Below are 14,926 nucleotides of genomic sequence, written 5' to 3' on the forward strand. Positions count from 1 at the left end.
CTTGCTGTTTTGGTGCCGTACTGGTGTTGAGTCCTGATCATCCCTTGACGGCGCCGGCGGTGAGACCGGTCGCGATATTGCGCTGGATGATCAGGAAGAAGATCACCACAGGGATCGAGGTGATGATCGCACCGGCCATGAGGGGCCCCCAGGCGGTACCGCGCGTTGTCTGGTTCTGCAGCAGCCAGGCCATCAGGTTCTGCTTGTCCGGGCTGTTGAGCGTGTTGATGATGATGAACTCGTTCCAGGCCTGGATGAACCCGTAGACACTGGTCGCCACCAGACCGGGGCCGGTGAGCGGCAGGATGATGCGCCAGAAGACCTGAGCCCGGGTACAGCCGTCGATCAACGCCGCCTCGTCCAGCTCCCGGGGGATGCCGGAGATGAAGCCGCGAAGCGTCCAGACGGTATAGGGCAAAATCAGCACGAGGTAGGTGATGCTCACACCGATCAAACTGTTGGTCAAGTCCGCGCTCTGCAGCATCAGGAACAGCGGGATCAGCAGCGACAGGAACGGGATCAGCTGCACCACCAGGACCACCAGGATGATCGCCTTGCGGCCGTAGAACGAGAACCGCGCGATCGACAGCGCCCCGAGGAAACCCACGACGAGGGCGCCGGCCACCGCCAGCAGGGTGACGATGACGCCGTTGAGCATGTCCTTGAGGAACAGCGGGGCCTTGAAGGCGGAGACGAAGTTGTCGAGCGTCGGGCTGGTCGGCCAGAACGTCGGCTCCAGCGCCAGCACCTCGTCGGCCGGCTTGAACGCGGTGTTCAGCACCCAGTAGACCGGGAACAGCATGAGCACCGAGAAGACGACCCCGGCCGTGTTGGCCAGGATCGTGCCGGCCCGGCTGCGCCCGACGGTGACGACGCCGTCGTCGGACTTGGCCCGGCGGCGCTTGAGCGGCACGGTGGAGGCCGGCGCGGGCGCGGCGGGACTCGCTGCGGGGGCGGCCATCAGTCCACCTCTCCGATCCTGAACATCTGCCGGATATAGAAGATCATCACGCCGAGCATGAGCAGCACCGTGATCACTGCGATGGCCGAGCCCAGGCTGTACCGGGACTGACCGAAGGCCTGCGTGTACGAGTAGGTCGCGAGCGTCTGGAACTGAGGCTCCGGGTGACCGTCACGCAAGACCCAGGCCTGCGTGAAGAGGCCGAAGTTCCAGATCACCGAGAGCGTGGTGACGATCATGATCAGCGGCTTCAGGATCGGCAGGATGATATTGCGCAGCGCCTGCCAGGGGGTGGCGCCGTCGACCGTGGCCGCCTCGAGCAGCTCCTTGGGCACCTGGGTCAGGCCGGCGTTGAGCGTGATGGCCAGGAACGGGATGCCCGCCCAGACCACCAGCGTGGTGATGACGCTCCAGCCCTGCCACGGGTTCACGAACCAGCTGTGGTTCTGGTAGTCCACACCGGGGAGCTTGTCGATCAGGTAGTTCACGACGCCGAAGTCGGAGTCGGTCATCCACCGGAAGATCTGGGCCGCCACGAGCTGGGGCAGGGCCCAGACGAACATCATGGCGACGACCATGAACAGCCGGACGCCGCGGCTGACCCGGCGCATCAGCAGCGCGATGCCCAGGCCGACCAGAACCGAGATCAGGACCGAGACGAAGGTGAAGGCCACCGTACGCCCGACAACGGCCCAGAAGACGCTGTCGCTGAGCACACGGGTGTACTGGTCGAAGCCGACCCACGGGGGCGTGCGCCCACTGATCAGCTCGCGCAGGCGCATGTTCTGGAAGGACAGGACGACCATCCGGACCAGCGGATAACCCAGCAGGCCGGCGATCAGCAGGAGGGCGGGCAGGGCGAGCAGCCACGGGGTACGGCCGCTGCCGCGCGAGCGGCGCTTGGGCGCGGCGTGACCGGGCCGGTTGGGCCGTGACCGGCCGGGGTCGCTCGGCCGCCGGGTCGCCGGGGAGTCGACGACGGACATCGGCTTTCCCTTTCTGAAGGGGCTGGCAAGCTGCCCGCCTCTTCGAGGAGGCGGGCAGCTCGGCGGATGTCAGCTCTCGTTGAGCGTCGAGTTGATCTGGTCGTCGGCCCACTTGGCGCCGTCGGCCACCGACTTCTTACCGGTCAGCACGTCCGTCAGCATGGTCTGCAGGATCGCGCCCTTCTCGACGTCGGCCCACTTCTCGGCGTTCGGCGGGAACCAGCTGTTCTTCGCGGCCAGCGCGGCCGGCGCGATCTTCGGGTTGTCCGCCGCCGCCTTGTCGAGCAGCGCGGTCGCGTTCGGCAGCGCGTTGGCCTTGACGAGCCCGGCCATCGAGGTGCTGTCGGTGAAGGCCTTGACCCACTGGGCGGCCAGTTCCTTGTTCTGGCTCTTCTCGGTGATGCCGAGGTTCGAGCCGCCGAGGAACGACGGGATCTCCGGCATCGGCGCGGCGGCCAGCTTGCCCTTGACCTTGGTCGGGACCAGCTTCGAGTTCGGGTCGTTGGGGTCCTTCTTGGTCTCCTCGGCCGAGCCCTGCTCCCACGCGTTGCCGTAGAACATCGCGGCGGTGCCCTGGGCGAACGTGTTGGCCTGGTCGTTCTCGTTCTTGGTGGGGTCGGCCTTCGAGTACTTCTTGACCAGGTCGACCCACTTCTGCAGGCCCTCGATCGAAGCGGGCTGCGACAGCTGGCCGACCCACTTGTCGCCGTCCTGCTTCGCGATCTCGCCACCGGACGACTTGACCCAGCTCATCGCCGCGTACCAGTACTGCCCCGGCATGTAGACGGCGCCGAACTTGCTGTTCGCCTTCTCGGCGGTCTGCACCTTGTCGGCGACCGACAGGAACTCGTCGTACGTCTTGGGAGCCTCGGTGAAACCGGCCTTCTTGAGCAGGTCGGTGCGGTAGATCAGCACGCGGGCGCCGGCGTAGTAGGGCACGCAGTAGGTCTTGCCCTCGAAGTCACAGGCGCCCTTGAGGCCCTGCAGCCAGGAGCCCGAGTTCTCGTAGTCGGCCGGGTTGACCGCACCGAAGGCGCCGCTGAAGACGTACTTAGGGAACTCGGTGTTGCCCAGCTCGACGACGTCGGGGACGTCGCTGCCGGCCAGGGTCGCGTCCAGCTTGGTGAGGTGGTTGGCCCACTGCTGGTACTCGACGTTCACCTGAGCGCCGGTGGCGGCGGTGAACCGCTTGCTGGCGTCGTCGACGACACCCTTCCAGGCGGTCTGCGCGTCGACCATCAGCCAGACCTTGAGGGTCTTGCCGGTGCCGTCAACCTTGCCGGAAGCCGAGGTGGTAGGGGCGTCTTCGTCGTTGGAGCCGCAGGCAGCGGCACCGAGCAGCGTCGCAGCGATGGCCGCGGCGGCAGCGATCTTGCGCTTCACGCTTCCTCCTGGGGAGTTTTATCTACTGGGGATGATGCGATTTCAGGTGGTGCTGCCGTCCTTGGCCGCCTTGTGGCCATGTACTGCCTGGGCGGTGCGCTGGAAGGCTGCGTGCGAACGTTCGTGGGTCCGCTGCGCGACGGCGATGTAGAGAAGATCGAGGACGACCAACTGGGGATGACGGGCGCTGAGCGCGTCCGGCCGGAAGGTCGTCGCCTGGGTGGCGGTGAGAAGAGTGATGTCGGCCAGCTCGGCCAGCGGCGAACGCGGGAAGCTGGTGAGGGCGATGGTGGTGGCGCCCCGGCTGCTCGCCTCGGCGAGCATCTCGATCGTCTCGCCGGTCTCGCCGCTGTGCGAGATGCCGAGCGCGACGTCACCGGGCCGCGAGAGCGCGGCGCTGGCCAGACCGTTGTGCACGTCGGTCCAGGCCCAGACCGGCACCCCGATGCGGTGCAGGCTGAACTGCATCTCCTCGCCGACCAGCGCGCTTCCGCTGGCGCCGAAGATGTTGACCCTCGTCGAGGCGGCGATGGCCACCGCGGCCCGCTCCACCTCGGCGAGGTCGAGCAGCGCGGCCGTGTCGTGCATGGCCTGGGTGTCGGCCGCCATGATCTGGCCGAGGACCCGGTCGAGCGGGTCGCCGGGCTGGATCTCGCGCCCGATGTCGACGGTCCACCCGGCGGAACGGGCCCGCCCGGTCTCCGCCGCGATGCCCAGACGCAGGTCCGCGTACCCGTCGAAGCCGAGTGCGCGGCAGAACCGGGTGATGGTCGCCGGCGAGGTGCCGCTGCGCTCGGCGAGCTCGACGATGGTCGCCCGGGAGGCGGCGGCCGGGTCGGTCAGAACATGCTCGGCGACCCGTCGCAGCGCGCCCGTGAACTCCGGCAGCAGCGACCGCACGCGAACCAGTACCCCGTCCGAGTTCCGCTGACCACCGTTGTTGTGGCTGGTGGTGACCCCCGCACCCGGAACCAGGGAGTCGACGACCGCGGTCGACGCGGCGCCGTCCATCTCCGGCTCGCTCATTGGCCACCCTTTCAGGAAACAGTGTTTACTGTCGCGGTAAAAGTTCTTACTAACCGCCCCTCCGTGTCAAGGTTCTGGGCGAAGTTTTCAAACCGTTACCTGACCTGCGCTGATGAACACGTGTTACGCCGGCACCACTTGACGGCCATCGATCCGGAAATGTTCTTTACGGCGTGACAGCCATCACATGCGGTGTTATGTCATGGTTTGATATCGGCCGTTCGGCGCGCGCCGACCCAACGATCGACACGGTCGGCCTGCCCGTTCGGGCCATCTCTTGGCGGTCTTGAAACGCCGTTTTTACGCGGGAAACGTTCCCGTAAGGGCCTGCGCGAAGGCCACTTCTCGAAAGCTATTGCCGTACGCGGTGTCGCCCCACCCAGGCAGGCCGAGGCGCACAGCCGAGGCGCCACCGCCGTCGAGCCCCTCCCCGAGGCCGGGCCGGCGACCCGCTGGTGGTTCTTCGCACCGACGCGACAAGCGCTGGCCCCGACCCGGCCGCGCGCCTGCACGAGGCCCCGGTCTGGCGCTGCCGGTCGTCCCCTCAGGCGGGCGCCGCGCCCTCAGGCGGTCGCGTCGCAAGCGATCACCCTCGCTCAGGCGGTGGCCTTGATCGCGTCGGCGAACGCTTCGGAGCGGTGCTCGAAGTTGCGGTACTGGCCGTAGCTGGGGGCGGCCGGCGACAACAGCACCACTCCGCCCGCCGGGGTCAGCTCGCGCGCCCGGCGTACGGCGTCGGGAAGGTCGTCCGCGGCCACACTCTTGATCTTGTCGAGGCCGGACAGCTCGGCCAGGATCCGCGGCCCGCTGTCGGGGATACCGATCACTGTGAGTTCGCGATCGGCCAGGAAGTGCCGTAGCGGCGAGTAGTCGAGACCGCGATCGGTGCCGCCCAGCAGCACGGTCAGTGGGCGGTCGGCATAGGCCTCGATGGCGTGCATGGCCGAGTAGGGGCTGGTCGAGAGCGTGTCGTCGACGAAGGTCAGCCCGGACGGGTCGCCGATCTCGGTGAGCCGGTGCGGCAGCCCCTCGAACGACGCGACCGCCGCCGCGAGCCGCGCCTTCTCACCCGGCACGTCGATGCCCAGGCCGTCGAGCACGGCCAGCGCCACACACAGGTTGCGGCCGTTGTGCCCGCCCTTGAGCCGGAGCGTCGCGCGCGGGAAGAGCGGCTCGTCGGAGCAGAACACGACGTCGTCCTCGACCCGGAAGCGCGAGTCGCCGGCGGCGGCCGGGATGGGCGGGAAGCCGTTGGCGTCGGTCACTCCGCGGATCTCGTCGCGCAGGCGCTCGTCCGACCCGTTCACAACGATCATTTCCGGACTGTGGCGGAGCAGGTTGAGCTTGTCGCGGTAGTACTCCTTCTCGCCGCCGTGCGCGTCGAGGTGCTCGGGGAACAGCGACGTCACGACGGCCACCCGCGGCGAGTCGGTGAGATCCGCGCACTGGTAGCTCGACAGCTCGAGCACGTACTGCTCGGCCGGCGGCAGGTCGAGCAGCGGCACCCCGATGTTCCCGCCGAAGACGTTGGGCCGGCCGAGCGCCGCCAGCAGGTGGCTGATCAGGCTCGAGGTGGTGCTCTTGCCCTTGCTGCCCGTCACCCCGATCGTGCGCGCGGCGTGATCGGCCATCCAGAGGGCGCTACCGCCGGTGACCGTGACACCGCGACTGCGCAGCTCCGCCATCCAGGGGTGAGTCTGCGGCACACCCGGCGACCGCACGACGACGTCGGCCGTGACCAGCGCGGGGAAGGCGTGGTCGCCGCCGGCCAGCGGCGCCAGCGCGGCCAGCGGGCCGTCCCAGGCGACCGAGAGGAAGTTCGCGCTGTCATCCACCGCGATCAGCCGTGACGGCGCGTGCGGGGCGATCGCCGTCACCGCGGCCCGGCCCTCGCGGCCCGTGCCCCAGACCGCCACGGACCGGCCCTTCAGGTCTGCCAGGCGCACGTTCTTTTCCCTTCGACGAGTGGCATTAGTATTGCCGGTCGGCCCTCAGACAGGAGTTCCCGGGTGCAGTTCGACGTCATGCGCTTCCCTTCGTACGCGTTCGACCCCACGACCGGGGTGGCGACGTTCGACTACGTGCTCGACGGCCCGGAACCGCTGCGCTTCACCGAGACGATCACGCTGCCCGTTCCGCCGGGTGACCGCGCGGTCCCGGCAGCGCTTTCCCGCGTGCTCGAGCTTCTGCACGTCGTGGCCGGGGTCAGCTACTACAAGGTCGGCGCACCGGCCCGCGTCGTCGCGCCCCGGCCGGTGGCGCCCGCCGTGGCCGGCTATTTCACGGCGATCTACACCCAGGGCCTGGCCGAGTACGCCTACCGCAACCAGCTGCCGCATGTGCTGTCCCTGGTCGTCGAGGTGCCGGACGGCGACGTCGAACCGGCCGAGCCGGTCGACAACAGCCACGGGCGGCCCCTGTCGGCGGTCGGCGGCGGCAAGGACTCGATCGTCACCCTGGAGATCCTGCGCGCGGCCGGGCTCGACCCGGTGCCGTTCTCGGTCAATCCCAACCCGGTGATCCAGAACGTGAACGCCGCCTCCGGCCTGCCCTCGCCGGCCGCGCGCCGCCGGCTCGACCCACGCCTGTTCGAGCTGAACAAGGCGGGCGCGCTGAACGGCCACATCCCGGTCACCGCGATCAACTCGCTGATCGCGATCGCCACCGCGGTCTGGCACGGCCTGGGCCCGGTGGTGATGTCCAACGAGCGCTCGGCGTCCGACCCCAATCTGATCTGGAACGGTCACGAGGTCAATCACCAGTGGTCCAAGGGTGTCGCGGCCGAGGGCCTGCTGCGTACGGCGGTGACCACCCACGCGGGGCTCACCGAGCCGTACTTCTCGCTGTTGCGCTCGCTGTCCGAGCTGCACATCGCGCAGTTGTTCGCCCGTCACACCCAGTACGACGACGTGGTGACGAGCTGCAACAAGGCCTTCAAGCTGCACGATCCGACCGTCCGCTGGTGCGGCGACTGCCCGAAGTGCCGCTTCGTCTACCTGGCGATGGCCCCGGCCATGCCCCGAGCCCGGCTCAACAAGATCTTCGGCCACGACCTCTTCGCCGACGAGGCCCAGGTCCCCGGCTTCCTGGAGCTGCTGGGCATCGACGCCCACAAGCCCTTCGAGTGCGTCGGCGAGGTCGAGGAGTCGCTGGTGGCCCTCTCCATGCTCGACGACGACGCCCCCGTCCTGGTGGCGTTGCGCTCGGCCGTCCCCGCCGAAGCGTGGGCCGCCGCCAGCCGCGACGACGTCCTGACCCCGGGCGGCCCCACCTACGTCCCGGCCGCCTACGCCAAGATCCTGACCGACGCCCTGTGACCGAGTACGACACCGTGACCAGGCACAACGCCGAACCCGGTGCCGTCTACGTCGGTAAGGCCGACCTCGACGCGCCCGAGGAGCAGGGCTGGCTGCTCGGCCACTTCCGCCCGGCCGACGACCCGCGGCACAGCGCCGACGTCGAGATCAAGTGGGGCCGCCATCCCAAGGGCGACCGCCGCGCCAAGTGGGTGACCGGCGAGCAGCGCACGGCCCTGCTGGTGCTGATCAAGGGCCGCTTCCACATGGAGTTCCCCGACCGGACGGTGGTCCTCACCGAGCCCGGCGACTATGTCGTCTGGGGCCGAGGGGTAGACCATTCCTGGCTGGCCGAGGAGGAAGACACGGTCGTGCTGACCGTCCGCTGGCCCTCGGTGGCCGGCTACAAGGTTCCGCCACCGGAATAGAGCCGGGTGGCGGGCTATTCCGGTGGGTCGTGGTGGATGCGGTCCGGGGACACGCCCAGCTGTTGCAGGGCCAGGCTGGTGGCGGCGAGCATCAAGGGCGGGCCGGCCAGGTAGACCTCGTGGTCGGACCACTCGCCGTAGGCCGCCACAGCGTCGGTGACCAGGCCGGACGCGTACGGGCCGGGGTCCCCTTCGGAGATCACGGGCACGACGGTGGCCCGGCGGGCGGCGCCGGCAGCCGCGGCTATCTCGTCGATGTCGTACAGCTCGCCGAGATTGCGGACGCCCCAGAAAAGCACCGCCGAACGCGGGTCCCCGGTGTCGGCCAGCTCGATCAACAGGGCCTTCAGGGGAGCCACACCGGTGTCGCCGGCGATCAGCAGCAGGTTGCGGCCGGGGTCGGAAGGCAGGGTCATCCCGCCCTCGGCCCGGCTGATGCGCACCGGGTCGCCGACGCGGGTCCGGTGAACGAACGTGCCGCTCACGCCCGAGGTCGTCTTGGCGCGGACGTGCAGCTCGACGAGATCGTTCCGGCGAGGCGCCCCGGCGAGCGAATAGGGCCGCCAGACGGCCGGCAGCTCGGGCACCTGGACGCGCGCGTACTGCCCCGGCCGGTACGGCATCGGCAGATCCGGCCGCAACCGCACGACAGCCAGGTCGGGCCGGCGCAGTTCATGCGCGACGACGGTCGCGTCCCACACCGGCGGGTCGTAGGCGGCCCGCGCCGCGCCGTGGGAGATCCATTCGAACACGTGCTGCCAGGTGGACCGCCAGGCCAGATCGAAATCCTGCCGCCACTGCCCCGGCGCCATGCCGGCCCGCATCGCCTCGGCCAGCGCCGCCCCCACGAGACGCATCTGCCCCGGCTCGACTCCGCACGCGGCCAGCGCTGCCCCCAGCCGCCCCGTGCCCTCGACGAGCACCGGCGGCCGGTCGAGGTGGTGAACCAGCCAGGTCAGAGCCCGCGCGAGCTGAGCCGCATGTGTTGACGGCCCGCCCGGCAGCGCCGCCATCAGCCCCGGATGCGCCTGCATCAAAGCGGCCCGCAACCGCTCGGCCACCTCAACCGGCCCGCCCGCGAAGGTCAGACTCGTGCTGAGCAGCCGCTGCGTCTCCCGCAGGAGCGCATCGTCGGCCGGGTCCATCCCGTCCCCCGCGCCCCGGCTCCGCGACACCATCGGCGGCATGACGTGCGGCAGATCAAACCCCGGCAACCGTGGCGCCGGCGCTCCCGCTGCCCGCGTGGCGCCCTCCCGCTGACCTTCGCCTCGCAAAAACCCACCTTCATCCCGTACGCGGCCCCCGCCGGCCCACTCGGGCCGAGGTCCAGCCTCCACCTCAGGCCCTTCCGGCGCCCAAGGCTCAGTCACCGGCCGAACCCCACTCTCCACCCGCCGAACCGGCAGCCCCGCGAACTGGTTCCGGCTGGGCCGCCCCACCGCCTCGACGTCGGCGAAACGCCCCGCCTCGTCCGGCGTCACCGCCGCCGAACCTTCTCCCGTACGCTCCACGCCTCCGAGCCGCGCGCCGCCGCCACCGTCCCCGTGATCCGGCGCCCGCTCGCCACCACGTGCCTCCGAAGAACGCCCGACACCGTCCGTTGTCCCCGGCGCGCTCCCGGCCAAACCCACTTCCCGGAGCGCCTCGGCATAACGCCCAGCCTCCTCCGGCGTCATCAACGCCCCACCAGCCGAGCCGGCCACCCGCAACGCCTCAGCCAACAGCCGAGCCTCCCCGGACGACAGCGACACCCCACCAGCCGAGCCAGCCACCCGCAACGCCTCAGCCAACAGCCGAGCCTCCCCGGACGACAGCGACACCGCGCCGGCCACGCGGAACGCCTCGATGTATCGCCGGGCTTCCGCCGGCGTCATCGATGACAGCCCGGACGCGAGATCCCCAGCGGTGGCGTCCGTGATCGCACCAGCGTCAACCGGTCCCGGCGGCAGCGCCGAAGCCGGCCGCTTCCGCGCAGGATCGATCGCCGGCATCCACGCCCGGCTGCGCGCGCTCCCCGACGGCCCAACGCCCTCCCCGCCCGAACGCAGACCGGGCTCCGCCGTCGAGGGCCCCCCTTTCAAACCTGGCGGCTCCCTTTTCAATCCCGGCGGCTCCCCTTTCAGGCCCGGCGGCACAGCCCGCACCGAACGCCTGTCCCAGAAGGAGCGCCCGGGCGCAGGCCCAGTTTCTTCGGCCTGCGCGACACGCTCTGCGGAGGCCGCCCCAACGCCCGGCGCCACAGACCCACCAGCCAGGTCCGAGACAGGCCGGCCGTCACCACCGCTTTGCGCCGCCTCGGACCGACCCTCAAGGCCGCTGTCCGACGGGTCGTCAGTGGCGCTTCGATCCGCGCCCGGCAGCCCCGCGGCTCCCGGCCGGTTCAAAGCGCCGCGGCCGGCGGCGGGTGTGGCCCAGCGCGGCCGCACGGACTGGCCGGTGGCGGCTTGATCGTCGTAGTGGGAAGGGGCAGCCGGCAGCCCGGGCCGGGAAACGCCGGGCGGCAGAGCTTCGTGGGGCTCGCCGGGCGGCAGAGCTTCGTGGGGCTCGCCGGTCGGCAGCTGCTGCTGAGGGTGGGCCGCCCCGGCATGGTCGCGCAGGGCTTCGACCGTGTCGGCGATGCCGGCGGCCACCGCGTCGGGAGCGGCCTGACGCAGGCGGATCGCCCGCAGCAGAGCCAGCAGATGCTGGTCGGCGGCGGAACCCGAGCCCGATCCGGACGACACTGGAACACCCCCGCTTCGCGGACCCCATCGGCCACTTCAACCGTACTTCCGGACGCGCGCCCGCGCCGCTCTACCGCCGAGACAGCGCACCCGCCCACCGACCCCAAGGCGACGACCGCGCTACCGCCGAGACAGCGCTCCCGCCGGCCTACCCCATAGCGACGCGGGCGCCGTCACGAGAAAGGACCGCCCGAGGCAACGCCGCCTGGATCCGACGACGCGGGGCAGCGCTCCGTGAGGCAACGCGACGTGGGCACGCCTCTGCTGCGAAGGGCCGGCAGCTCGCGGTCGAGGGGTGGTCAGGTGGAGAGGGTGGACATGCGGGTCACCGCCTCGGTCAGGATTTCGGGGCTCGTGGCGAAGTTGAGGCGGATGAAGCCCGAGCCGGCCGCGCCGAATCTGGTGCCGGGTTCGACGGCCACCCGGGCCTCGGTCAGGAAACGGTCGCGCGGTTCGGCGTCGCGGCCCAGCGCCGAGGCGTCGAGCCAGGCCAGGTAGGTGGCCTCGGGCGGCACCCAGCGCAGCGCCGGCAGCTGGGTGGCCAGCAGCGACGACAACTGGTCGCGGCGGGCCGCCAGCGTCGTGATCAGCGAGCTCAGCCAGGCGTCGCCCTCGGTGAAGGCGGCCACGGCGGCCAGGACGCCGAGATGGCCGGTGCGCTCGGTGACCTCGACGGCCAGGCCGTCGACCACGCGGGCCATGCGTGGGGAGGCGCTGACGATCGCCGCGCACTTGAGGCCGGCCAGGTTGAAGGCCTTGCTGGCGGAGACCACGGCCAGCGCGACCTCGGCCGCGCCAGGCACGGAGAGCAACGGGGTAAACGTCGCCCCGGGGAGCACCAGCGCGCCGTGGATCTCGTCGCTGATGATCGGCACGTGGTAGAGGCCGGCCAACCGGACGAGTTCGGACAGTTCGTCGGCGGTGTGCACCCGGCCGACCGGGTTGTGCGGGTTGCACAGGATGTAGGCCGCGGGATGCGCGGCGAAGGCCGCCTCGAGCGCCGCCAGGTCGAGTTTCGTGCCGGTCAGCGGCACCTCGACCACGCGTCCGCCGGCTTCGGGCACCCAGTCGAAGAACGGCGGGTAGACCGGTGGGCTGATCACCACCGGATCGCCGGGGCGGACCAGGCGGCGCAGCAGCTCGACCACCCCGACCCCGACGTCGGTGACCTGGGTGACCTGGGACGGGTCGGGTTCCCAGCCCCACTGCCGCCCGGCGAAACCGGCGAACGCCTTGCCGAGCTCGGGGCCGGGCGTCGAATAGCCGATGTCGCCGCGGGTGACCGCCTCGCTCAGCACGGCGGCGACCGGCGGGGCCGGCAGATAGTCGGTCTCCGCGACGAAGAGCGGCAGCACGTCGCCCGGGAACCTGCGCCACTTGATGCTGCGCCGCAGGCGGAGTTCGGCGAGGGCGGGGACGGTCAGTTCTGCGGTCATGCCGACATCTTCGCGTGCCCCTCCGACAGTTTCCCGGTGGCGGGTTTCTGTGAATTCGCTGCGCGGCCGGCGGCGCTCTGGAAGGCTGCACCCAGGATCCCGACGGTTGCCCCCGAGCCGCTCGACTTGAGCCACGCGAGGCGGAGCCATGAGCATCAGCCACCGTCAGACGGCCAGCGGCCGACCGCTGCGGGTTGCGCCCGCCTGGGTCGGGAGCGCCGGCACGGCGGACACGGAACACCTTCTTCCCGTACGCGAAGCAGTGTGGGTCTGGAGCGTGCGCCGCTACGCCCGTCTGGCCCTGTGGGCGCTGCCCGCGGCGGCCCTGCTGCACGGCTGGACGACGTTGGGCATCGACACCCCGCCCGGCCCGCTCCTGGTGACCGTGGCCGCCGGCTGGCTAGCCGCCATCGCCATGATCGCCCTGGCCGGTCTGCTCGCCGGGTCCCGGACCCGCCGTTCCGCGCTGCTCGGCCTGCTGCTCGGCCTGGCCGGGATTGCCGTCACCCTGCCCCTGGCCGCCCTGCCGGCCGGCACGGTGGCCGCCGGCTCCCCGCTCGACGCCGACCAGCTGCGCCTGGTCGAGGTGGGCGCCACCGCCGCCGTCGGGGTGGGCTGGGTGCTGCTGGGCTGGGCCGTTTTCCGCTCGAAGCTGGTCAACCCGGCCGACGGCGTGCTGCTCATGCTGGCCGCGGCGGCGATCGGCGCCGGCGCTCACGCGCAGCGGCCGCTGCCGACCGTCGGCGCGCTGTTGCTGCTGGCCGCGGGCACGGGCCTGGCCTGGACGGGCGGACGGCTCATCCCCAAGCACTGAATCGTCGTACCCCAGTGGCATGCTCGCAGTCAGTCCCGGGAACGTCCGGGGCCTGGTGGAAGGAGCTGCCATGGCCAAGGTGGTCGCCGACATCTCGGTGTCGCTCGACGGGTTCGTGACCGGCCCCGAGCCCGGCCCCGGGCAGGGTCTGGGCCTCGGCGGCGAGGCGCTGCACCTCTGGGCGTTCGAGGGCGACGCGATCGACAAGACTGTCCTGGCCGAGAGCACCGACGCCACCGGCGCCGTCGTCATGGGCCGGGCCCTGTTCGATGTGGTCGACGGCCCCGACGGCTGGAACGACGAGGTGGGCTATGGCGCCGGCCTGGCCGCGCAGCCACCGGTCCTCGTGGTCACCCGCGTCCCGCCGGCCGAGGTCCGCCTGGCCGACAGGTTCACCTTCGTGGTCGACGGCATCGCCAGCGCCGTCGAGAAGGGCCGGTCCCTGGCCGACGACCGCGACGTCGTCATCATGGGCGGCGGCGCGACCGTCCGGGGCGCGATCGAGGCCGGCGTGGTCGACGAGCTGCGGCTTCATCTTGCCCCGGTGCTGCTCGGCGGCGGCACCAAGCTGTTCGAGGGGGCCACGCCGCGCCGCCTCCGGCAGATCCACGTGCGGGCGTCCGGCCACGCCACCCACCTCACCTACCGGGTCGACTGAGCGCCGTGCCCGAGGTCCACCTGATCACCGATCCCGGCGACGACCGGCTCGGCGACTACCGCGCCCTGACCGATCTGGAACTGCGCACGAAGTGGGAACCGCCCAACGGGTTGTTCATCGCCGAGGGCGAGCTGGTGCTGCGCCGCGCGCTGCGGGCCGGCTACCGGCCGCGGTCCTATCTGATCGACGAGAAACGCACCGACCAGATCGCCGATCTGCCCGGCGACGCCCCGATCTACGCGGCCACCCCGGCCGTGCTCGAGAAGGCCACCGGCTTCCACGTTCACCGCGGGGTGCTGGCCTCGTTCCACCGCGTCCCCTTGCGTACGGCCGAAGACGTCATCGCCTCCGCGCGGCGCGTCACCGTCCTGGAAGACGTCAACAACCACACCAACATCGGCGCCGTGTTCCGGGGCGCGGCGGCGCTCGGCATCGACGCGGTGCTGCTCTCACCGACCTGCGCCGACCCGCTCTACCGCCGCAGCGTGCGGGTCAGCATGGGCGAGGTGTTCGCCGTGCCGTACGCACGCCTGGAGCCCTGGCCCGACGGCCTGGAACTGCTCCGGCGGAGCGGCTACACCGTCCTGGCCCTGACTCCGGATCCCGGGGCGGTGCCGCTCCAGCGGCTCACCGACGCGCAGCGCGCGAAGACGGCGCTGTTGCTGGGCGCCGAGGGCCCCGGCCTGTCAAAGAACGCGCTCGCCGCCAGCGACGTCCCCGTCAAGATCCCGATGCGCCGCAACGTCGACTCGCTCAACATCGCCGCCGCGGCCGCCGTCGCTTTCTGGGAACTCGGCCGCGACGACCCGGACGTCTGAAACGCGAAACGGCCGGCTCCGTGAAGGGAGCCGGCCGTTCGAGGAGCGAGCGTCAGGCGCGTTCGCGGTCGACGACGCCGTTGTAGTCGGCGCCGCCCAGGGCGGCTGACGGCGGGATCGGCTCGGGGGCCGGCAGGGCCGCCGTCTTGTCCGGGTCGCCGCTGACCTGGGCCTCGGCGACGCGTACCTGGTCGTTCACCTTCTGCGCCTCGGCGGCGGCGGCCTCGGCGGCCTCGACGGCCTCGCGCTCGACGGCGGCCGAGTCGACCGACGCCTTCGGGATGTCGCCGGCCATGTTGGCCAGGCCGCCCAGCGCGCCACCCATGCCCTCGAGGGCCTTGGTCAGCTCGGTCGGAACGATCCACACCTTGTTGGCGGTGCCGTTCGCGATCTGCGG

12 protein-coding genes and 1 pseudogene are annotated in these 14,926 nt (G+C 71.0%); 5 read left to right on the plus strand and 8 right to left on the minus strand.

What is annotated here, in order from left to right; translation table 11 throughout:
* Positions 1-37 precede the first annotated feature (37 nt).
* The 5 genes from LXN57_RS35615 to murD form a co-directional block, all read right to left on the minus strand.
* The gene (locus LXN57_RS35615; RefSeq protein WP_251802623.1) at positions 38-961 is read right to left on the minus strand and encodes a carbohydrate ABC transporter permease; all 924 of its coding nucleotides are present in this window, start codon (positions 959-961) and stop codon (positions 38-40) included.
* Complete coding sequence (locus LXN57_RS35620) at positions 961-1,947, minus strand: carbohydrate ABC transporter permease (RefSeq protein WP_251802624.1); 987 nt, start codon at positions 1,945-1,947, stop codon at positions 961-963. The genes LXN57_RS35615 and LXN57_RS35620 overlap by 1 nt, the downstream gene beginning before the upstream one ends.
* Before the next feature lie 69 nt (positions 1,948-2,016).
* The gene (locus LXN57_RS35625; RefSeq protein WP_251802625.1) at positions 2,017-3,330 is read right to left on the minus strand and encodes an extracellular solute-binding protein; all 1,314 of its coding nucleotides are present in this window, start codon (positions 3,328-3,330) and stop codon (positions 2,017-2,019) included.
* A gap of 42 nt (positions 3,331-3,372) precedes the next feature.
* Positions 3,373-4,356 (minus strand): MurR/RpiR family transcriptional regulator, encoded by a 984-nt coding sequence (locus LXN57_RS35630; RefSeq protein ID WP_251802626.1) that lies wholly within the window; start codon positions 4,354-4,356, stop codon positions 3,373-3,375.
* A gap of 596 nt (positions 4,357-4,952) precedes the next feature.
* Positions 4,953-6,302 (minus strand): UDP-N-acetylmuramoyl-L-alanine--D-glutamate ligase, encoded by a 1,350-nt coding sequence (gene murD / locus LXN57_RS35635; RefSeq protein ID WP_251802627.1) that lies wholly within the window; start codon positions 6,300-6,302, stop codon positions 4,953-4,955.
* Positions 6,303-6,365: 63 nt separating this feature from the next.
* On the opposite strand from murD, the gene LXN57_RS35640 reads away from it, so the two are divergent.
* Both LXN57_RS35640 and LXN57_RS35645 read left to right on the plus strand, forming a co-directional pair.
* Entirely contained in the window at positions 6,366-7,673 is a 1,308-nt protein-coding gene (locus LXN57_RS35640) for a MurL-like N-terminal domain-containing (RefSeq protein WP_507185057.1), read from the plus strand.
* The gene (locus tag LXN57_RS35645; protein ID WP_251802628.1) at positions 7,670-8,080 is read left to right on the plus strand and encodes a cupin domain-containing protein; all 411 of its coding nucleotides are present in this window, start codon (positions 7,670-7,672) and stop codon (positions 8,078-8,080) included. Before LXN57_RS35640 ends, LXN57_RS35645 begins: the two co-directional genes overlap by 4 nt.
* Before the next feature lie 14 nt (positions 8,081-8,094).
* On the opposite strand, the gene LXN57_RS35650 is transcribed toward LXN57_RS35645, so the two are convergent.
* Both LXN57_RS35650 and LXN57_RS35655 read right to left on the minus strand, forming a co-directional pair.
* On the minus strand, positions 8,095-9,258 hold the full coding sequence (locus tag LXN57_RS35650) for an FAD-binding oxidoreductase (RefSeq protein ID WP_251802629.1): 1,164 nt from the start codon (positions 9,256-9,258) through the stop codon (positions 8,095-8,097).
* Positions 9,259-11,102: 1,844 nt separating this feature from the next.
* Positions 11,103-12,239 (minus strand): MalY/PatB family protein, encoded by a 1,137-nt coding sequence (locus tag LXN57_RS35655; RefSeq protein ID WP_251802630.1) that lies wholly within the window; start codon positions 12,237-12,239, stop codon positions 11,103-11,105.
* A 148-nt stretch (positions 12,240-12,387) separates the two neighbouring features.
* Here LXN57_RS35655 and LXN57_RS35660 point away from each other — a divergent pair, with 148 nt between their 5' ends.
* From LXN57_RS35660 to LXN57_RS35670, 3 genes are all read left to right on the plus strand, one after another.
* Entirely contained in the window at positions 12,388-13,053 is a 666-nt protein-coding gene (locus LXN57_RS35660) for a hypothetical protein (RefSeq protein ID WP_251802631.1), read from the plus strand.
* Between the two features lie 70 nt (positions 13,054-13,123).
* Positions 13,124-13,711, plus strand: a complete 588-nt coding sequence (locus LXN57_RS35665; RefSeq protein WP_251802632.1) for a dihydrofolate reductase family protein — start codon at positions 13,124-13,126, stop codon at positions 13,709-13,711.
* Positions 13,708-14,529, plus strand: coding sequence for a TrmH family RNA methyltransferase (locus LXN57_RS35670; protein ID WP_438872952.1), 822 nt, complete (start codon positions 13,708-13,710; stop codon positions 14,527-14,529). The genes LXN57_RS35665 and LXN57_RS35670 overlap by 4 nt, the downstream gene beginning before the upstream one ends.
* A gap of 52 nt (positions 14,530-14,581) precedes the next feature.
* Here LXN57_RS35670 and LXN57_RS35675 read toward each other — a convergent pair.
* Positions 14,582-14,926, minus strand: a pseudogene (locus LXN57_RS35675) (SPFH domain-containing protein); the annotation flags it as partial.

Source organism: Paractinoplanes hotanensis (genome assembly GCF_023717965.1).
Lineage (GTDB): Bacteria > Actinomycetota > Actinomycetes > Mycobacteriales > Micromonosporaceae > Actinoplanes > Actinoplanes polyasparticus.